This is a genomic window from Cellvibrio sp. BR (genome assembly GCF_000263355.1).
Lineage (GTDB): Bacteria > Pseudomonadota > Gammaproteobacteria > Pseudomonadales > Cellvibrionaceae > Cellvibrio.
The window spans coordinates 81,138-102,326 of the sequence record NZ_JH668200.1 but is presented as its reverse complement, the minus strand read 5'-3'; the positions used below and the strand labels follow the sequence as shown (position 1 = coordinate 102,326).

Below are 21,189 nucleotides of genomic sequence, written 5' to 3'. Positions count from 1 at the left end.
GGTCTCAATGTGGCAGATGGTCATTGGTTACACTGTGGGCACGTAAAATATCAGCCAGTGTTGTATAAAGTAACTCCGGGTTCACCGGTTTTGATAAATAACCATCCATGCCGGCGGCTAAACAGCGCTCGCGATCACCGCGCATGGCTTGCGCTGTGACAGCAATAATTGGAATCTGTGCCACGGGAAATTTACTGCTCACCGCACCGGCGCGAATTTGGCGCGTTGCTTCTATGCCATCCATTTCCGGCATTTCCAAATCCATCAACACTGCCGCATAAGGTTGCTCGGCGACTTCCAATAATTGCAGGGCTTCAACGCCGTTGGTGGCAATGGTGCAGCTAATGTTTTTCTTTTTCAAAATACCGCGCAGTACCTGTTGGTTCACCAGATTGTCTTCGGCGATAAGCACGCGGCTATTATCCAGCAGTGCTGTGGTTTCCTGATCGCTGCTGATCGGCGGGCTGATTTCCTGCAGCGATTGCACTTGCGCAATGGTTTGGCCTATCGCATCAAACAGGCGCGATTCACTCACTGGTTTACTTAAAAATTCATCGACTAAAACAGCACTGGGGTCAGCACTGGAAATTTCGTCGCGGTGATAAGCCGAAATTAAAAATACCCAAGGTTTTTTGCGCAGTGTGTGATCGGCTTTAATCAGGCCGGTTAATTGCAAACCATTGATACCCGGCATGCGGTAGTCGAGCAGTACAAAGTGGTAAGGCTGGCCATATTTGTCGGCGTTGCGAATGCGCTCCAGCACATTTAGCGCACAGTCCTCTTCGTCAACTTGCAAGTTAATGCTGCGCGCTGTGCTCGCAATAATAGTGCGCGCGATGGTGTTGTCATCCACAATCAATACACGAATATTGTTTAAGTTGCGCGGTTGGTTGAGCAGGGTTTTTTCGCCCAGATGGCTGTGTTCCAAAACTACGCTGAAACTGACTTTACAACCTTTTTTGGGGCTGGACTCTATTGCAAACTTGCCCTGCATCAAATGCACCAAGTGACTGCAAATACTCAGACCATAAGTATTTTTATCGGTGGAGATGAGGTTTTTGTTAAACACCAGCTGCTCTTTAATCGCCGCCAGTTGTTTGTGGCTCATGCCTGTACCCTTGTCCTCCACGGTGAATTCGAGCATCAGCTGTTTGCGGGTCTGGCGGGTTTTGGCAACGCGCACAATCACTTGATCGGTATTGGAATACTGAAAGGCATTGCTAATTAAATGGCCGAGAATTTGGCTCAAACGCGAGGCGTCACCGCGCAAAAAACGCGGCACATCGGGTTTGATGTCGTACACAATATTGACGTTGCGATGCAGTGCGCTGATTTCAAACAGGCGCGATATTTTTTCAAACAAATGTTCAATATCAAAATGGGCATATTCCAGAATGACTCGTCCCGCTTCAATTTTGGAGAAGTCGAGTAACTGGTTGATAATTTGCAACAATGAATCCGCGGCGGAATTAATACTGGAGAGATAACTCTGTTGCTGCTCATCCAGCGGCGTGTCGTGCAGCAAGTAGCCGATACCGATAATCGCATTCATCGGCGTGCGAATTTCATGGCTGACACGGGCGAGGAATTCGCTTTTGGTTTTGTTGGCCAGGTCGGCTTGCGCTTTGGCGCTGAGCAGGTCTTCGCGAGTTTTAATAAAGTCGCTGATATCGGTATTTACACCCACACAGCGAGTGGCGCGCCCCTCGGCACCGGGTTCAAAAAATTTGGCTTTGGCGTGTACCCAAATCACCTCGCCACTGCGGTGTAGCATGCGGCATTGCAACTGCACGGACTCGCGCCGATTATCCAGCGCAGTGTGGTACTCGGTGAGCATGTTATCCACGTCGTCCGGGTGGACAAAATAATCGCGTAGGGTTTCCAGGTTGCCGGGCAGGTCGCCATAGTCGTAACCGAGCATGCGCAGGTAGCTGCGATTGAAATAAATTTTGCCGCTCGGGATATGCCAATCCCACAGACCGTCGTTAGTCGCCTCCATCGCGTACTGATGGCGCGTATCCCGATCAACCATGGCTTGTTGTTGAAGTTGCTGTTGTTGCAATTCTTGTTTTAGGGAGGCGAGCTCTTCCTCTAGCTGCCGGACTCTGGCTGCCAGTGCTTGCTCAGTTGTTCCTGAATGGGGTGGGTGTTCACTCATATCCCTAACCAGTGCCTCTGTTGTATCCGGGCAAAAACAAGCTGCCAGAATTAAAGCCTAGTTCATTCCGGCGTGAATTCCAGAAATTCAGGCTATCGATCCTGGTTTTGGCGAGGGGAAAATCCACGGCAATAAAAAACGCCGCCCGCGATTAACGGGCGGCGTTTTGAGGTAAGAAACGATCAGTTCAATCAGGCGCGATTGGCAAGGCTTGTTTTGGCGCGCTCAACCGCAGCTTTCACTTGTGCCGGTGCAGTGCCACCGATGTGATTGCGCGCGGCGACGGAACCTTCCAGCGTTAATACAGCAAATACATCCTGCTCGATAACCGTGGAGAAGGCTTGCAGTTCGGCCAGACTCATCTCCGACAAGTCTTTACCGGTTTGCACACCATAACCAACGGATTTTCCGACAATTTCGTGGGCATCGCGGAAGGCAACGCCTTTGCGTACCAGATAGTCCGCGAGGTCAGTGGCAGTGGAGAAGCCGCGTTTGGCGGCTTCGTACATTTTCTCTTTGCGCGGTTGAATCGCGGGAATCATATCGGCGAAGGCGCGCAGGCAGTCTTTCACGGTATCGATTGCATCAAACACCGGCTCTTTGTCTTCCTGATTATCTTTGTTGTAAGCCAAAGGTTGGGATTTCATCAGGGTCAAAAGCGCAGTCAAATGGCCATACACGCGCCCGGTTTTGCCTCGAACCAGTTCAGGCACATCGGGGTTTTTCTTTTGCGGCATGATCGAGGAACCGGTGCAGAAGCGATCCGGTAAATCGATAAAACTGAATTGCGAAGAAGTCCAGAGCACCAGCTCTTCGCTTGCGCGCGACAAGTGCATCATCAGGATGCTGGCGAAAGCGGCAAATTCGATGGCGAAGTCGCGGTCGCTCACTGAATCGAGTGAGTTTTCGGTCGGCGCATCAAAACCCAGTAGCTGCGCAGTGTAGGCACGGTCGATAGGGTAAGTTGTACCGGCGAGTGCCGCAGCGCCCAGCGGTAAATAATTCATGCGCGCACGGCAGTCCATTAAACGTGAATAATCGCGCTGCAGCATTTCAAACCACGCCAACAAATGATGACCAAAAGTCACCGGCTGAGCGGTTTGCAAATGGGTGAAACCGGGCATGATGGTATCGGCATTGGCTTCGGCAACTTGCAGCAGGCCTTGTTGCAAGCGAGTCAATTCTTTTGCGATTGCATCGATTTCGTCGCGCAAATAGAGGCGTATGTCGGTGGCAACTTGATCGTTACGCGAGCGTCCGGTATGCAGCTTTTTACCGGTGATGCCGATGCGCTGGGTGAGCAGCGCTTCAATGTTCATGTGCACGTCTTCAAGGCTGACTGACCAGGTAAATTTACCGGCGACGATTTCTGCACGAATCTCTTCCAAACCGGTGATGATCTGGTCGCGCTCGGCCTCGGTTAGCACTCCCACTTTGGCGAGCATGGTAGCGTGGGCGATGGAGCCGTTGATATCGTGATGGTAGAGGCGGTAATCAAAACCGATAGAAGCGGTAAAGCGCTCTACAAAAGCGTCGGTAGCTTCGCTGAAGCGGCCGCCCCAGGGTTTGATAGGCTGATCGTTTTGGCTCATGAGGAAGTGTCCACAAACTAAAAATAATGAAAGAGATGACGGGCGCGCATAGGCTAAGATTCACCTCTGTACTTTTTACCAAGGTGAGTTACCAAGACAAGTTACCAGAGCTTGCAAATCCAGGCAGGCCGCCGCAGGCCGGGCATTATAGCCCAATGGCCTGTAAATAAGTCGCGGTGCCGCTATGGCTTTTATCCCGCTGTGCAATAGGAATTTATGATGAACACTCAGGACAAAACACCTGCCGCGGGCGCGAGCGAACCAATGCAGCCCTTTCTGACGGATTTATGCAGCAGTCAGTCGGTGTTTTTATTGGTGTTGGTGGCGGAATTACTGGCGCTGCTGCTGACCATTAGCGCCTCGGCCGGGCTACAGCATTTTGACTGGGACAAACTGGCGCTGATCTCGGTGCAAATCCAGTGGGTAGTGCTGTTTAGCGCAATCGCCCTGTGTCGCCTGCGTTTTTGGCTGGGGCGGCAAGATCATGTACGCGCGGGTATTGCCAGTTATGCCCTGGTGCTGGGCATTACCCTGGTGTTATCCAGTGCCGGGCAGTGGATTATCTATGGCGTGAGCGGCCTCGCGTTAGTCGAGGATTACGAATTTGAATTTAACAGCTGGCAGCTGCTGAACAACATGGTTATTGCCGCCATTTTAGGTGGCATTTTGTTGCGCTACCTATATTTGCAGCAGCAGTTGCGCAATCAGCAGCAAGCGGAAATGCAGGCGCGCATTCAAGCCTTGCAATCGCGTATTCGCCCGCACTTTTTATTCAATAGCATGAATTCCATCGCCAGTTTAATTGCGACGGATCCGGATACCGCCGAGCGGGTGGTGGAAGACTTGTCCGAATTATTTCGCGCCAGTCTGGCCGAACCGAGTTTAATTCCGCTCGAACGTGAACTAAGTTTATGTAAACACTATCTGGATATTGAGCAGTTGCGCCTGGGTAGGCGCCTGCAGGTGGATTGGCAAATTGGCGAGTGCAATAAACAGCTAAAAATTCCCAGTTTGATGCTGCAGCCACTGGTTGAAAATGCGATTTTCCACGGTGTGGAGCCATTGCCGCGCGGCGGAAAAATTACGGTTAAGGTATCGCAGAACGATAAGCAGTTGAGCATCGTTATTACCAACCCCTACATGCTCGCGAAAAAAAATCAACCCAATAGCGAACCGGCGCAACGTCACAACCGCATGGCATTGGATAATATCCGCCGCCGCCTGACCGCCCATTTTGGCGCGACGGCGCGGCTCTCCAGCAGTGCAGAAAATGGCGTGTTTACGACTTACATTTTTTGCCCGCTCACACCATAAATTTAACCGGCGATTATTTCCAACAACTGTTCGGAACCACGGGTATGGAATTACTGATTGTTGACGACGAAACTCTGGCGCGGCAGCGCTTGCTGCGCATGGTGGAAAAGATTGATGGCTTTCAGGTGGTGGCCGAGGCCGATAACGCCGAGGCAGCACTCATCGCCATTGCCGAACGCGACCCGGATATTGTATTGCTGGATATTCGCATGCCCGGCCGCGATGGTTTAAGCCTTGCCAAGGACATTAGCCAACTGGAAGATCCGCCTGTTGTTATTTTTTGCACCGCGTTCGATCAATACGCACTTGATGCTTTTGGCACCAATGCTGTCGGCTACTTATTAAAACCAGTCAAAGCAGAGCAATTATTGCAAGTACTGGAGAAAGCAAAAAAGCTCAATAAAATCCAGCGTCTCGCCGTGCAGCAACCAAAAACCACAGAAAATCAGCGCAGTCATATTTCCGCTAAAACTCGCCGCGGCGTGGAGTTAATCGCGCTGGACGATATTCGTTATTTTCAGGCCGATCAAAAATATGTCACGGTTTTTCATCGCGGCGGTGAGCATTTGCTGGATGAAACACTAAAAGAATTGGAAGAAGAATTTAACGGGCGTTTTGTGCGTATCCATCGCAATTCGCTGGTGTCCATCAAACATATTGAAGCGCTGGAGCGCAACGGGCAGGGGCAGTACCACGTGCGTTTGGCCGATACTGCCGCGCGCCCGATTATTAGCCGGCGCCATGTGAGTGATTTAAAAGAATTGTTGAAAATAATCTGATCCTCCCAGTTAATTCATCTGCAATTTATCTGCAAAAAAATCGCCCGTCACTTTCAAAAAGTGCGGGCGATTTTTTTATTTCTTGTGTTGCAGTTATCGCAGCAATCTAAACAATTAACGACAGGTTACTGCCGGCACTTCCACGCTGCCACCGTTGGTATTGCCCTGAAAACCAATCTCCACGGTTTGCCCGGCGGCGATAGTGCCATTCCAGCTCACATTGGTGGCGGTGTAAGGGTTACTGCCACTCAGGTTGGTATTCCAGGAGCTGGTAATACGGTTGTTGCCGGAATACTGCCAGCTGGCGCTCCAGCCCGATTTGCTGGCGGTGCCGGTATTGGTCACTCGAATCGCGCCAGTAAAACCGGAACCCCAGGAATTGGTCACCACATAACTGCAGCTCACGCCGCCGGTATTGGCAAGGCTGCTGGACGCCGCGCTGCTCGATGCCGGTATTGAGCTGGGTGCCGCACTGCTGCTGGACGCTGGCACGGAGCTCGACGCTGCACTGCTGGGGGCTGAGCTACTCGGTGCTGAACTGGCCGTGCCACTACCTTCGATGCCCCAAGGTGCAGGCAATGCCGCACAGCTGGTGCGACCCACACAGCTTTGTTGATTCTCCCAGCCCCACCCACTCGCGGTGGTTACACAAATGGGATAGCGATTACCGTACCAGTTACAGGTTTCGCCGCCCGCGATCGAGCTACTACTAGCCGAGCTTGGCGTGGAGGAAGGTACTGAAGACGACGCTGTTGATGACGAAGGCGCGGAAGACGAACTGGGCGCAATGCTAGAGCTACTGGCAACACTGCTCGCGCTACTGCTGATGCCAGCAAAGTGGGTCGCCAGTTTGGAGGTGGCTTTAATGCCGTTGGCACTGTTGATCAGAAAGTCGCCCCAGATACTTAGCGATGCCGGATTCCAGTTGTTGACTATATCCAGCGGCACGCAACAGCTGCCATTGCCCGACCAGCTCCAACCTAAATAACCGATTCCCATATCCTGCGCGTATTGCAATATCGCCTCTTCCGCCACATTGCTGCCGTTATGCTCGGCGCCAAACTCGCCCACCACAATCGCCAAGCCACGGGTTTGGAAGCTGTTCAAATAGCTCTGCACAATCGCCGCGTTGTTATACACCTCATACATATGCACAGAGAAAACCACATTTTGGAGTGTATCTGCCGCCAAAATGGTGGGCGCGTTGTCGCGCATGGCGTTTTGCCAATCCTGCCCCCAGTTGGCGGCATCCACCATCAACATATGGGTGAGGCCGCCCGCGCGCAGCGCACGGATGGCAGTGATATGGTCATTGGTATAAGTCGCTGCCGAAGTGCTATTGCCAAAGGGTTCGTTGGCGATATTCACAATCACATAATCTTCCTGACCAGTGATGGCGGCTTTGATATCGGCGCTCAGCCAATACTCGGTGGCGCGGCTGATATGGGTGGCAGCCGCGCTCTCGCCGAAGCCAGTAGAGTCATGCACTTCCAGCACACAGACCAGTTTATTGACCTTACATTGATTGATGACGTTGGTGACATCGGCGCCGTTATTACGCGTCCATTGGGTGCCATTGCTCAGTACTACCCGCACCGAGTTGGCGCCAGTCGCTGCGATATCACTGAGCGATTTATTCAGACGGTCGGTGTACCAGGTATGGGCGTGGTTAACCCCGCGAAAGACAAAGCTATTGCCGTTGGGGTCCAGCACCTGGGTGCCATTTACCGTCCAGCCCGCAAAGGCCGGCGCGACCATTGCGGACGCCAGCAGCATTGAAGTGGCTAGCGCCAGAGAAGATTTTTTAACGAGAGATTTTTTGAGCGTTGTCAGGTTTTTCATAATGATTCCTTTTGGCAGTGCGGGTTTTGCCCCATGGGCAAATGACTGCGTTCAAACGTTAGAGTTAGCAAACAGAGTCGTATAAGTGGTTGATTTATTGTTGTAATTAGGTGGTGCCTGGAGCTTGGTGAACAGCTACAAACCCGACCATCGCCCCGATGGGTTATCGGAAAAACGAAACCCTGATGTTATTGTTGGGGGGATGGGTAGATGTTTGTAATCGGTTACATATTAAGCCCATTCATTCGCCAACAACAAGCGCTTGAATGGCGGGAAGGGAGTACTGGTGCACAAAGTGGGAATTCTAAGGAGGATTAAAACGCCAGAAGCTAAGTGAGTTGATTGCTACGGATTGTTTGGCAGTGCATTCAGCGACTTTTAACGGAAACGGAAAAAACTGTTAATGGTCAGGCGCCCCTCGCGCGGGTTTGCGCTTAAACCCAGTGTTGGATTGATATCGCCCGAGTGCAGTAAATTGCTGCGATAAACAATGCAGCGATTAAATTTTACCGGCACCTGTCCAATGCGTTGGAAAAGTTCGGTATCGCCATTGATGTAATCAAATTCGCGTCGGTTCTGCGCCATCAATTCCTGTTTTACTGTCTTGAAATAATCCGCCATGCGCGGTTCGGTAATGGTTTCATAGCCACTGCTACGGTGCCGGTAAAACGAGGTGCCGCCAAATTGTTCCTCGCATAAATAATGCACCATCGCAAATTGCAGTGGGTCTGGTGTGTCTATGTGGGGTACGGCTTGAATGGGGCGCAATTTATCGGCGGGTGTGGTGGTGAGTGAAAATGCACACAAGCTCAGTTCGGCCCGTGAGGGTTCGGCAATTAAAAAATGTTGTTTTACCAGCGGTGCTACCAAGGCAAGGCTTTGTTGTGCGTAAATCGGATCGACCGGTTTGCGCAGGCCGGGATAAAAATCGCTGGCCTGCGCACTAAAACCCGGCGCATTGCAGGCCTCAGCAATTAACTGTTCCGGTGCAGTGGCAAACTGGTCGATAACCAGCAGCGGATTTTTTTCCTGCCCTAAATACTGAACCTGCACTTGCCACTGGTTGTGCATATCACGCCAATCCAAGTTGTGCATTTTTTTTCTGGATCAGTGCGTAAATCTGCCCGAGTGAAGCAATCATGGTGTAGATGGGTTTTAAATAACCCTGCTGCTGTAACTGCATCAGTTGCTCGCTACCCAGTTGTGCCAGTGTTTCTTCATTGATGGTATATAAACCCTGGATGCGCTGTTGCTGTTGGTTGGCAAAACTGATGTCCAGTGCCATGGGCATAATCAAATTTAGCGCCAGTAACGTTTTGATAAACACCTGGGTCTCATTTTCGCCGTTAATGAGCGCGGCGAGGCGTGTTTTTGCTTGCTGTAAATAATCGGTCTCTTGCCCACTGCTATCAAAAATAGCTTCGCCTTTGCCGGTTGTTAATACATTGCTCTCCATATCGATACAAATAATGGTTTGCCCTTGCTGTTCGCCAATAAAAAATGGCTGGCGCATAATTTGTAGCGGTGTGTAAATTCCCTGCCATTGATTGTTTTGCCAAAACAGATTTTCCCCAGCGGTAAAACCTAACAATGCGCTACACACAAACTGGCCGGTCTCGCTATTTTTACTAAATACTATGGGGTAGTGCACCACCAGTTTTAAAAATTCACTCAGCACCACCGGCACCATATGTTGGTGTGCACCCAGCGCTTCAATGCGCTCCGGGTCTATACGCAGTTGTTGGTGGTGTTGATTATGCAGTGCGACAAATTGCGTCATGTGATTGTCTCGTGTGCGATTAAATAATAATTACAATGTTTGCAAACCATGCAGGTGAATTTTTTGCAGCAACTCGCGGTTGCTCGGCAGACTGCGTGTCACCTGTGCAATGGTTTTTTTATTTTTCATAAATTGTTCTTGTGCAAACTGGTTGTCGCGCAGCAGGTGTTCGCTGTAGTCGTAACAGGTTTCAAAACCCATACCGTAAAGCACATATTGATAACTGGCGGCTGGAAACACTTCGTTATTACTGGTGAAGTCGTGATCACCTGGCGGCTGGTAGCGCCACAACTGCATTAATTCTTGCAGACTTGCAGGAATAGTCGCCGGGTCGCGGTTGTCTATCCAGAATGTGTTGTCGGTGCGTTTACTTAAAATGTAATGCAGTTTCAGGAAATCAATAATGCGATCCCAGCGGTAGCGGAAGGTTTCGTTAAAACGTTTGGCGGTGATATCCATCACCGCGCGGCAGGCGGGCAATTGTTCGGCGATCATGCTGGCCGATAGCTCCACTAATACCAGCGCCGAGGCTTCCAGCGGTTCCAGAAAACCGGCAGACAAACCCACGGCCACACAATTATTTTTCCAGAAAATATCGCGGTGGCCGCAGGGCAGGGGGATTTTGCGCAAGCTGGAATTGTTAAACGCCGGGCCAATATAGGCGGCGAGTTGTGCGGTGGCTTGGTCTTCACTGGTATGACGACTGGAATATACGTGACCGACACCACGGCGATGAATTAAGCCTATATCCCAAATCCAACCGGCGTCCTGCGCGGTGGAAATAGTATGCGAGGCGATAGGAGCGTCGTCGCTGTCGTAGGGAATTTGCACGGCAAGTGCATTATCAATAAATAACACATCGCTGCAATCCACAAAGGGCACTTGCAAGTGCTGGCCTAACAACAGTGATTGAAAACCGGTGCAATCCACAAATAAATCACCGGAAATTTCACCGGCTTGTGCGGTAGTGACTGAGCGAATATCGCCATTGTCGGCGGAATTAATACTCACCACATCGGCTAACACATGCAGTACGCCGAGTTTTTCGGTGCAGTGTTTTTGTAAAAAGGTGGAAAATTTTCCCGCATTTAAATGGTAAGCGTAATTGGCGACGGAATTAAATTCCGGGGTGGTAATCATTTTAGGCGCAAGGCCTAATTCGCAAATGGCTTCCTGAAAACAGGTCGCTGCGGAAAACGATTCTTGCAGCTGTTGCTCGTTGCGCAGCGCTTGCCAATGGGCCGCCATATTGGTTTTGCCAAAACCCTGCGGCAGCATTAAGGGGTGATAATAAAAATCATCGGGTGTGCCAGTGACCCAGCGGGCAAATTTTGCACCCTGCTTAAACGAGGCGTCGCACTCGCGAATAAAATCCGTTTCGGAAATGCCCAGTTTCATTAAGGTAGAGCGCATGGTGGGCCAAGTGCCTTCGCCAACGCCGATAATGGGAATAGTGGGGGATTCAACCAGTGTGACACTAATCGTGCTGCCGGTTTGGGTGCGATGTTGCGCCGCGATACGCCCGGCGGTAAGCCAGCCTGCGGTGCCGCCGCCGACAATGACAACTGATGCAATTTTATTATTCATGGTGTGCTCGCAGTTAAAAAACTAAAACAACTAAAGCAGCTGAAATAAAAAGGGCCGCTGCAAATGCAACGGCCTAAAATCATAGCGTTATGGCTATGAGCTGTTTAACAACGGAGAAAGTTTTTAACCGGTTTTGCATTAGAAGCTGGCTCTTACACCAAGTGCCCAGCGACGGCCACTGTCTTCAACCAACAAGAGTTGATTGGCGTAGCGACCACGTTTGTGCACATATTCTTCGGTCAGGTTGATGCCTTCAACAAATACGGTAATTTCATCGGTGATGTCGTAACTCGCACTCAAGTCCCACTGCTCGTAGTCTTCAACAATAGTTGGGCCATTGCCGTTACTTTGGGTGAGCGATTGCACAAAATCACCGCGTTGGTTGTAGGCCAAACGAATCTGGATCGGCCCTTGTTCATAGAATCCCACCAGGTTCATTGAGTCGCTCAAACCGGTCAGTGCGAACACTTGAGTCACATCTGCAGGGTCAAGCTCGGCATCGCTATCTACCAACGTGGTGTTGAACATCACACCAAAACCGGTTTCGCCGAAGGTATGCTGAATACCTAATTCAACACCATCCACGGTGGCATTTTCGCCGTTGTTCGGTAGGGTATTTTTAAATACCGCGACTGAATCACCCGCGTCAGGTGCATTGGTATTGGTACCGGTGGAAGGGTCGGTGAGTAAGCTGCCGTTGGGCAGGGTGAAGGTTTTATCGGCAACCGAGTTAACAATAAAGTTGGCTACATCTTTTTTGAAATAACCCGCGGAGACATAACTCGCATCGTCGTAATACCACTCCCAGGATAAGTCGAAGTTATCAGACTCAAAGGGTTCCAGTGCAGCATTACCACTGGTGGAGGTCAGGTTGCCACCTTGGCGAGTGGTAGTAATAACGGTTACCGGCGCCATGCTGGTGAGTGTAGGGCGCGTCAAACTTTTTGAAGCGGCAGCGCGCACTACCATGTCATCGGTGATTTCCAGTTTGATGCTCATATTCGGCAGAATTGCATCGTAGCTACTGTCTTCGCTAATTGCTTGCGCAGTGCCAAATTCGGCGAGCATTTCGGTTTCATCCAGAATGCGCAGGCCGGTTACTGGTGCTTCGGTACCACGTACTTTTACATCTGTGGATTCAACCCGCACGCCACCAATCGCAGAAATTGGCATGCCGCCCAGATCGCCTGCAAACTCAGATTCCAAATAAAACGAGATAGTGTCTTCATCAACCACAAATGAGTTATCGCGTTTTACGGCGTCAAAATTGCGACCACTGGTGCTTTCCAAATACGCAAATTGCGCTTCCCCGTCGTGTGCCAACCATTGGGTAGGCATACGGCCACTGCCACTGACATCGCTCAGGAAATCGCTACCAGCATCAAACACATATTGCATATCGGCAGGAATAATCGGCGAGTCGGGGTAGCCGCAATAAGTACAGTGAATGCCTACACCTTCGTTGTCCCAGCGATCAAGTGCTTTGCTCTCGGTAGAAAACATGGTGCCGAATTTAACTTTTACCAAACCTGAGTCTGTGCCTTCATCCCAAGTGCCGTCCATTTTTAATTGGCTCACTTCATCTTCAACGGCCCAACCGCGGCGCAACATTACGTGGGCGCGGCTGTTGTCTTTGTCGAGGAAATCACCAACGCCCGCAGGTGCAACATAATTTGGCGCGCTCGGATCGCGATAGGCAGTGCCATCCAATTCCTGTTGACCGGAAAAAATGTCGGGACTGGCGGTATCAAATTCGCTTGCTACCGGAAGTATGCCGTCATCGACCTGGAAGCGAACACGGTTGGCGTAACCAATCAATGACAATTGATCGCCACCGCCGTTATTGGCATCGCGCTCAGCTTTGGAATAGGTTGCGTCAAAATTTAAATTTAATTTATCGCTCACTTGCCAGTCAGCGTTAAATCCGAGCAGCGATGTTTCGGTGAGGCGATCAAATTTTTTCGCGTGCATGTCGGTGGCCAAACCCACTTCCTGACGCAAATCAGTCACTGTGCCATTTTCATCAGTAATGGCATCGGTGATGTTAGGCGCGGTAAACCAGTGGCCGTAAGAGAGCGCGTTGGTTTCAATATCAAAATCAGAATAAATAGCATCGGTGGTGATGGTTAAATCATCCGAGGCGGCAAATTGCAATACCAAGGATGCGTTGGTACGGGTGCGTTCTTCAAAGGTGACTTTGTGATCGTAATTGCGCGGTGAAAAAATGGTAGTGCCAGCGGGAACACCTGCGCCGCCATTTAATTCTTCAGTGGGGATGCCTACGTTTTCCAACCAGCCGTCCATTTGCGCCTGATTTAAACGGGTGTCGCGCTCTTGATGGGAAACAGCAAGCAGTACACCGAATTGACCATCGTTAAATACATTGCTTACCAAGCCGGAAATTTGTGGCGTGGTTTCTTCGCTGTTCTCTTCCATTGCCGCTTTTACACTGCCAGCAACTTTGAAATCGCCAATTGCAAATGGGCGTGCCGTTTTTACGTTAACGGTTGAACCAACACCGCCAGATTGCATGGTGGCAGTTGACGTTTTGTGTACTTCCAAACCGCTCACCAATTCCGATGCAACCGTATCGAAACTAAATGCGCGCGACATATTTTCGGTAGCCATTTGGCGACCATTAATTAACACGGTATTAAATTCCGGGCCAAAACCGCGCACGGTAATTAATTGACCTTCACCGCCAGAACGGTCGATAGATACACCGGTAATGCGTTGTAAAGATTCGGCGACGTTGGTGTCGGGAAACTTACCAATATCTTCCGATGAGATGGCATCCACTACACCGCCTGCGGCGCGCTTAACATCCATTGCGCGCTGCAAACTGCCGCGAATACCGGTAACCATTAATTCTTCGACTTGGTCGTTTGCGCCAAGCGGGGCTGTGGTGTCCTGCGCTAATGCCTGTACACCTGCCATGGAGGTGACAATACCGATAATAGCGCTGAGTTTATTTTTATTGTGCATTGAATCCAACTCCTCAAGAGACTGATGGGTCGTGATAGTCAGCAGACCTTTCTCGTCAATCTTTACACTGAGGTTGGTATTCGCCACTAAAAGCCGTGCGGCTTGTTCGATGGAATAGCGACCGACTAATTTATTCGTAGTTATTTCCATTGCGTCATTAAATGGAAACAGCAACGTAATATCAGCCTGTTCAGCAAACTCAGTGAGCGAAAGATCTGCCCGTTGCTGAGGAATATTGAACTGGATAATTTTGTCGAGGCTATTATTTTCTGCCTGCGCGGACAGCGGTGTGCCGACCGCGAGGGCAAACAGTAACATTCGAAAAATCGCCTGCTCGTTTACCTCAGCCGCGAGCATCTTGCTCGCGTGCTTAATAGACGAGGGGCCATTTTTTTTCCGCCATCTCATAGGAAATATTTGCACAGTAAACACTTTATTCTAGTTATGCGCAGCGGCGGGAGTGTGGCTGGCGGCTGCGTTTTTTGTTAATAGAGCAATAGGCTAGTGCTTGGAGCTTAAAGGCTTGTGTGTCAGGGAACAAGCGTTGGCGCATTAATCTTTATCATAGCCTAGCTTACGGCAGATATTTTGCTGTGTGGTAATCGGTTGCAGTCTGTAAGTGCGGAATAAAAACAGGGTTGGTGACTTTTGGTCAAAGTGTTAATAAGCTGTAAGTGAAGACAAAACGGGAGATAAAAGCACAACATATTAAAAAGCTGGCCGCTAACAACAGGGAGTGCAAGCGGCCAGCCGTGTGCGATTAATTATTTGGCGCTTAAACGGATTTTATTGTTGCCCATGCGCTGGTTATGAATATTAAAATTCTGCTCAAGTGCAGCGAGCAATCCATCCACATCACCCGCTTTAAATAAACCGGCAATGCGCTCCTGTTTGATGCTTTCATCTGCCACTTCAAACTGCACCGAGGTGTAGCGGTTAATTTCCACCAGCGCTTCTTCCAGTGTTTCGCCGCGGAAAACCAAATTGCCTTGGCGCCAGCTGAGCTTGGCGACTATTTCATTGTCATCCACTTTGGCGATGGTCTCGCGCTCGGCGCCGAGCATAATTTTTTCACCCTTGGATACTGCCAGTGCACTGGCAGGTAAGCGTTCGGCTACGATTTTGTCGATAGTTTGTTGTACCGTTTTTTGCGCTACCAATACTTTGCCATCAGTCACCAGCAATGCAACTTGATTGTCGGTTTGCAAACGCACGTTGAACGCCGTACCTACTGCCTGCACCACTTTGTTGCCAGCCATCACGCTCAGGGGGCGATCCTTGTCGTGGGCGACTTCAATATTAATTTCACCGCGTTCCAGTAAAAATAAACGGTGATCATCGCTGTATTTAACGGTGATGCGGCTGTTGGTATTAAGTACCAGTTGCGAGCCGTCGGGTAGGTTAACGTTGGAGTGCTCGCCCACCGCAGTTTCATAAACGCCATCCACCACTTGCTCCTGAAATGGCAGCAGCGCCAGCAATTGCCCGGGGACTTGGGGCGCAAGGTTCCAGCCGATCACCACCGCCAGAAGTGCAACGGATGCCGCAATCGCACCGTAAAAGCGCGGTTGGCGCGTTGGTTTGGCGGGTGCCTGAAACAAATCCGCAAGGCGGGCAAGGCTGTCCATTTTGTCCCACAGCTCGGCCATTTCAAACAGTACGCTGCGATGCTGCTCGCTAGCGGCGAGCCACTGCACCAGTTCTTGTTGCTCGGCACTGGTCAGTTCGCGATCCATACGCGCGATCCATAGGCTCGCCTGGTCGTAAATCGCCTCGCGGTTGGGAAACTCAATAATATTGCTCATGATTTGCTCCTCTCGCTCGGAGCCTTGGGTAACGTCGTTGATAGCGAATCGCCGCCCTGCTTCAAACTGGCCATGTATTGGGCGCAGCGTTTTATGCCGGTTGCGATGTGTTTTTCCACCGTGTTTTCACTGATGTTCAAGCTCAGTGCAATTTCTTTCTGCGTATAGCCGTACACCTTTTTTAGGACGAACGCTTTGCGACATTGTTGTGGCAGTTGGCGCACAGCCTCGCAAAAAAAGCCAAATTCCTGGTTCGCCGCTACCCGGTCAAAGGTATCGTCGGCGCGGGTGGTGTAACCCGCCACCTCCAAATCCAATTCATCATCCAGGCTGACGCTCAGCCGCGTTTCGGCGCGCTTCAGGTGATCCAGCGCCAGGTTTTGCGCTGTGCGCAACATAAATGAACGCGGAAACTGGATCTGTTCCGGCGCATCCACCTGACACACCCGCACATAGGTTTCCTGCACTATGTCTTCCACTTCTTTCGGCGGTACCAGGCGCGAAACCGCGCGCGCCAGGGTGCTGCGCAGGGCGATAAACACATTTGCGATGCTATCGTTCTGCGCCGGTTGATTCGTTATTTTTTGATTATTAGACATGGGCTCTAGCCACCAAGGTGATTTCCTCATAGTCCATGACGATAGACTAAGAATATTCCGCCATCGGCCCCCGCAAATAAAGCAAAAAATCCAGATTAATTGCTCTCCAAAAACAAAAAATCCCGAACTGAACCATTCAGTCCGGGATTTATGTCATAACCCCACAAAAATTTTATTTAAAAGGAGTAAGCGGCGCCGAGCATAAACACCAATGGGTCAATCGCCACATCCACACTCGCGGCGTGGGCGCCATCCACATAAATGCGGGCGGTGGTTTCTATGTCGATTTTCCAAACGGCTGCATTCAAATACCAGTTGTCGGTGAGCTGCAGGTCGGCACCCAGCTGCAAGGCGAGGCCAGTGGAATCTTTGAGTGAGAGGTCGGTATCGCCATTTAGGGCACTGTCCAAGGTAGCGCTGCTGCTGGTATCAAAAAAAGTGGTGTAATTCAGGCCGATACCGGCATAGGGTTGGAATTTGCCTTGGCTCAGCGGGTAATACTGCAGGGAGATGGTGGGCGGTAAATGTTTGGTACTGCCGATATCCACCCCTTTGAGTGCACCGCTGCCGACAATGTCGTGTTCAAACGGCAGGGCGGCCAATACTTCAATACCGATGTGCGGTGTGGCAAACCAGGTGCCGGAGAAACCGAGGCCGGTTGCATCTTCTACATCCACCCCACCGCCTAATACGGTGCCGCTACTGGCGTCGGGTGCAACCTGGGCAACACCGACACGCACTAAAAAATCGCCGGCTTCATGCGCTTGTGCGAGTGGTGCAACGCAGCTGCTGCCGATAACCAATGCCATAACTAATTGACGCATTTTCTTTTCCTCTGCTGTTAAAACTGTTGTTAATTCACAGAGGCAGTGTTACGAAAATTCCCGTTGTTAAAATTGATATATATCAATCAATACCGGCGCAGGAAAAAATAAAAAGTTAAATGAAAATTATTTGATATGACGCAAAGTCGCGCGATTTTTTAAATGGTTAACGAGTTGTTTCCGGCACAAACGAAAATCCGTCCGGGTACTGGTGATAGCCGTCGAAATCGCCTTTGCTCAGTGGCACACCGGCAGCGCGGGCGATGGCGTAAGCCATGCTGAGATGAAAGAAAAAATTGGGCAGAGCATAGAGCTGCGCATATTCCGAGGCGGGTAAATGCAACTTGGTGAAACCTGCCTGGTCGCTAATGATGGTGGTGGCGTGAATAAAATCTGTAGCGGGAATGGCTTGCAAATAATCAATGGTTTGGGTGAGTTGTAACTGCACTCCGGCGTAAGTGTCATCGCTATTATCAAAAGTAATGCGCGGGCGCGCACTGAGCGGGCAACAGCAGCGCAGCGAAAAGTTGGCCGCAGTGCGCAGCTGCGCCAGTAACGGCAACATGCCTGGGTGCAAACTGTGTTGCAGCAGAGCATTGTCGCCACCGCTGTGGCGATCAATTTTTTCCACAATTACTTTCAGTTGTTGCAAGTAATGGCAAAAAATCGCGCCGGGATTAATGCTGTGGTTATTCATGCGTCAGGCAACTATCCACGGTTAAATAACCGGCGCCAACCGGTTTTAGCTTGTTTGCTGGATTGTTCATTGGTTTCAGTGGCGACAGCTTGTTGTTGCTCGGCGCTGTTTTCGGCAAGCTCGCCCGACTCTTTGGCCTGTTGGAAAAAAATTAACAAACGTCCCACCATTTCGCGATCGTAATCAAAGGGTGAAAATTCCGTCAGGCTGTGTTGCGCTAAAAAATCGCGCAGATTTTTTTCAGCGGGTAAATATTTCATGCTCCAATCCTGAAACAGGCGGCGCTTGGTGAAACCTTTCAATAATACTTTAGCGTTCTTGTGGCGCGGGTCGTTGCAAATGCGTTGATAGGTTTCCACTACCGCATCGCGCTGGCCTTCCAAACATTGGAAAAAATAACCATTGCCGTAATAGAGCACACCGCCCACTTCGGCGCGGGCGTTATTGCGGCGCGATTCGGTCAGAATCCGCCCCACTTCCAGCTCAATTCCCTGATCGGCAGCGTCAAAGGTCGCTTCACTGGCGTACACCAGTCTCACTAAATCATCCACAATTGGGCTCCTCTATTGCGGCGGTGCGCGCAGCGGTATGCGCGTGGGTTATTCAACAGCATACTCGGACAACAGCCCGCGTTAATGGTGCCCAATATAGCCCCATTTAACGCGGGCACGAGCTTATTTCTTTCTGAAGAGTAGAGTCACGCGGTTGGATTCACCAATCATCCGGTTCTGGTTTTTCTGCGCCACGGTGCCACTCAAGCTGGGCAACAAGCGCCAGACATTGTCGTCCGCTTGTGGGTTGTCCTTGGGGTTTTTGTTGATGTCGCTGCTGCCCACTAACTCAAAACCGGCGGCGGTCATGGCCGCAACAATCGCCGACTCTTTCAAATAACCACGGCTGCCATCCGCCCAGGCGTCGGGTTTATCTTCACTCATGGCATGTTGCACTACGCCCACCAAACCGCCCGGTTTTAATACGCGATGGGTCTCGGCCAGTGCCTGTTGCAGGTAATTGCCCTTGGCGTCAAAACGCGCCAAATTGTGCAGGGCACGGATAAACAATACCGCATCCGCCTTGCCGGTTAATTCGGCGGGTAAATCCGCAAAGGTATAGGCTTCGGCCTTGGCGCTACCCCAATTTTTGGCATCGCTACTCCATTGCGCGGGCCACGCTTTGCGCTTTTCAATAAATTCCGGCGTGGCAAAACCACCAAATTCCGGCCACATCGCCAGGCTGTAATCCACCCCGATCAAACGGCCATTCGCGCCCAAGTAAGGCATCAGGATTTTGGAATACCAGCCATCGCCCGGCAGGGCTTCAATCACCACATCACCGGGTTTAATGCCAAAAAATGCCAGCGTTTCCACCGGGTTACGTGCCGCGTGACGGGCTTGGTGTTCTGCCGGCATGGCCTGGGTAATCGTTTGCAATTGCTGTTTATTCTGTGCGCTCAAGCCAGTGCCGTCGCTGTCGGTAGCACAGCCGTGAAGCAATATGGCTGCAGCCAATAGGGCGATTTTTTTCATGGGTAAACTCCTTGCAAATTTTGCATTAACAAATGGATTCGTAATCCGCACCAAAACGGATGTCCATTATTCGCAGATTTTTGCAGGGAGATAATTATTTTTTGTAAAGCGGGGGATTTTGGTTGGGCGAGGCAAACCAAACCCGCCATCCGGCGGGTTTGGTTTTTTTGGGCCTAATGTTATTTAAATCAATACACCAAGGTCTGCATTGCATGTGCAGGAATAGTGACTTTGGTTTCCTGATCGCCGATGTACAGGCGGTAGTTGATGGGGGTGTCGTTGCTATTCATCACTACGGTGGCGAGTGTGTTGTCGGTATTTATAAAAGAGGTAACTTGTAACAAGCTGCGACTGGCGGCAGCGCTTACGCGTTTGGCTTCCGGGCGGATAAATTTGGAGAAGTGACCCAAATAATAATAAGTCGGTGTGTAAATTAATTCGCCATTCGTGTCCGCGTGAATCGGTGCGAAACAAAAATTGCCGACGTGGTTAGGGCCGCCAGTGTGGTCGAGCAGAATATTCCAATCCGTCCAGGCGACTGCGCCGGAATTAAAATCGTTAATGATGGAATCACCGTAACGTTCGGCGTTGGGCCAGTAGTGATAGCGCTCGGCGTTGAATTTCTCTACCGTTGCTTCGGTGAGCAATAAATTCACATTGGGGTATGCCTTGGCAACTTCGGCAACGTTGTTGTACATAGGTTTGCCACCCGCCCAGGTTTCATACCAGTGGAAGCCGATGCCCCACACATATTGCGCCGCTTCCGGGTCGCCCATAATGGTGTTGGCGCGATGCACAATTAAATCGCGGTTGTGATCCCACACAATAATTTTTTTATCGCCCATGCCGGCTTTTTTGAGCGTGGGGCCAAGGTGATTTTTTAAAAAGTCGCGCTCTTCATCGGCGGTATAAATCATGGATTCCCACGTCTGTTTTGCCATGGGTTCATTTTGAAGTGTCAGGCCCCAAATCGGGATGCCTGCCTTCTCGTACGCCTGAATAAATTTCACATAATAATTGGCCCAGGCGTCGCGGTACTCGGGCAATAATTTTCCGCCTTGCAGCATGTTGTTGGTGTCTTTCATAAACGCCGGCGCACTCCAGGGGCTGACGTAGGTGGTGATTTCTCCACCGGCCGCTTTAATGGCCTGTTGCAGCATGGGAATGCGATGTTTTTTGTCAGGTGCTATATCAAACGTTTTTAATTCTTTATCACCTTCTTTGATGTAGGTGTGACTGCGGCTGGCAAAGTCGGAGCTGTGAATCGTGGTGCGCAACAGGCTGTAACCTATGCCGTCTTTTTTGTCGTAATAAGCGCGCAAAAATTCCGCTTTTTTCGTGCGGCTGAGTTTGGCGTAAGTCTCGGCACTGGCATCGGTAATAGCGCCGCCGATACCCAAAAAGGTTTGATATTGTTTTTGCGGATTCACAAAAATCGCAATATCCGTTTCCGGTGCTTGTTGTGCCGGTTGCAATGTAAGGTTTTCACCCTGACTCAAACGCAAATTGCTGTCTTTAGCGGTGGTATACACGCTCAGGGTTTTGGTCGCAGAGGCGGTATCTGCGGCGTGCAGCGCACTACTTGCGCCGGTTATCGCCAGTGCGATAAATAATTTTGTAAGCTGTTTTTTCATCGATTTTTCCATCAGGTTAATTAAGCGAGGTGGACGTAATAAAAAACCTCCCGTTTGCGCGGGAGGT

General features: G+C 50.5%; 16 protein-coding genes. 2 read left to right on the top strand and 14 right to left on the bottom strand.

Annotated elements, in window-relative coordinates; translation table 11 throughout:
• Nucleotides 1-4: 4 nt before the first annotated feature.
• Entirely contained in the window at nt 5-2,158 is a 2,154-nt protein-coding gene (locus O59_RS00445; RefSeq protein WP_007638355.1) for a PAS domain-containing hybrid sensor histidine kinase/response regulator, read from the bottom strand.
• A 191-nt stretch (nt 2,159-2,349) separates the two neighbouring features.
• Nucleotides 2,350-3,750: an argininosuccinate lyase gene (argH, locus tag O59_RS00440; protein WP_007638354.1), complete on the bottom strand. Its 1,401-nt coding sequence runs from the start codon at nt 3,748-3,750 to the stop codon at nt 2,350-2,352.
• 216 nt (nt 3,751-3,966) lie between these two features.
• Here argH and O59_RS00435 point away from each other — a divergent pair, with 216 nt between their 5' ends.
• Together O59_RS00435 and O59_RS00430 are read left to right on the top strand one after the other, a co-directional pair.
• Entirely contained in the window at nt 3,967-5,064 is a 1,098-nt protein-coding gene (locus tag O59_RS00435; RefSeq protein ID WP_007638353.1) for a sensor histidine kinase, read from the top strand.
• Between the two features lie 44 nt (nt 5,065-5,108).
• On the top strand, nt 5,109-5,843 hold the full coding sequence (locus O59_RS00430) for a LytTR family DNA-binding domain-containing protein (protein WP_040390956.1): 735 nt from the start codon (nt 5,109-5,111) through the stop codon (nt 5,841-5,843).
• A gap of 114 nt (nt 5,844-5,957) precedes the next feature.
• On the opposite strand, the gene O59_RS00425 is transcribed toward O59_RS00430, so the two are convergent.
• From O59_RS00425 to O59_RS00370, 12 genes are all read right to left on the bottom strand, one after another.
• Nucleotides 5,958-7,685, bottom strand: a complete 1,728-nt coding sequence (locus O59_RS00425; protein ID WP_007638349.1) for a cellulase family glycosylhydrolase — start codon at nt 7,683-7,685, stop codon at nt 5,958-5,960.
• Nucleotides 7,686-8,063: 378 nt separating this feature from the next.
• Complete coding sequence (locus tag O59_RS00420; RefSeq protein ID WP_040390954.1) at nt 8,064-8,780, bottom strand: DUF6445 family protein; 717 nt, start codon at nt 8,778-8,780, stop codon at nt 8,064-8,066.
• Nucleotides 8,758-9,465, bottom strand: a complete 708-nt coding sequence (locus O59_RS00415) for a SapC family protein (RefSeq protein WP_007638345.1) — start codon at nt 9,463-9,465, stop codon at nt 8,758-8,760. The genes O59_RS00420 and O59_RS00415 overlap by 23 nt, the downstream gene beginning before the upstream one ends.
• A gap of 30 nt (nt 9,466-9,495) precedes the next feature.
• Nucleotides 9,496-11,052, bottom strand: a complete 1,557-nt coding sequence (locus tag O59_RS00410) for a tryptophan halogenase family protein (RefSeq protein ID WP_007638343.1) — start codon at nt 11,050-11,052, stop codon at nt 9,496-9,498.
• Nucleotides 11,053-11,190: 138 nt separating this feature from the next.
• A complete protein-coding gene (locus tag O59_RS00405) occupies nt 11,191-14,355 on the bottom strand; it encodes a TonB-dependent receptor (protein ID WP_232283015.1) in 3,165 nt (1,054 codons plus the stop codon).
• 446 nt (nt 14,356-14,801) lie between these two features.
• Nucleotides 14,802-15,842, bottom strand: a complete 1,041-nt coding sequence (locus tag O59_RS00400; RefSeq protein ID WP_007638340.1) for a FecR family protein — start codon at nt 15,840-15,842, stop codon at nt 14,802-14,804.
• On the bottom strand, nt 15,839-16,441 hold the full coding sequence (locus tag O59_RS00395) for an RNA polymerase sigma factor (RefSeq protein ID WP_007638339.1): 603 nt from the start codon (nt 16,439-16,441) through the stop codon (nt 15,839-15,841). Before O59_RS00395 ends, O59_RS00400 begins: the two co-directional genes overlap by 4 nt.
• Nucleotides 16,442-16,617: 176 nt before the next feature.
• The gene (locus O59_RS00390) at nt 16,618-17,265 is read right to left on the bottom strand and encodes an OmpW family protein (protein ID WP_007638337.1); all 648 of its coding nucleotides are present in this window, start codon (nt 17,263-17,265) and stop codon (nt 16,618-16,620) included.
• A 166-nt stretch (nt 17,266-17,431) separates the two neighbouring features.
• Nucleotides 17,432-17,962: a DUF1993 domain-containing protein gene (locus tag O59_RS00385; protein WP_007638334.1), complete on the bottom strand. Its 531-nt coding sequence runs from the start codon at nt 17,960-17,962 to the stop codon at nt 17,432-17,434.
• Nucleotides 17,963-17,973: 11 nt separating this feature from the next.
• Nucleotides 17,974-18,513 carry a BLUF domain-containing protein gene (locus O59_RS00380; protein ID WP_007638332.1) on the bottom strand — a complete coding sequence of 180 codons (540 nt, stop codon included), beginning with the start codon at nt 18,511-18,513 and terminating at the stop codon, nt 17,974-17,976.
• A 123-nt stretch (nt 18,514-18,636) separates the two neighbouring features.
• Nucleotides 18,637-19,488, bottom strand: coding sequence for a class I SAM-dependent methyltransferase (locus tag O59_RS00375; protein ID WP_007638331.1), 852 nt, complete (start codon nt 19,486-19,488; stop codon nt 18,637-18,639).
• Between the two features lie 188 nt (nt 19,489-19,676).
• On the bottom strand, nt 19,677-21,122 hold the full coding sequence (locus tag O59_RS00370; protein ID WP_040390952.1) for a glycoside hydrolase family 30 beta sandwich domain-containing protein: 1,446 nt from the start codon (nt 21,120-21,122) through the stop codon (nt 19,677-19,679).
• Between the last annotated feature and the right edge of the window lie 67 nt (nt 21,123-21,189).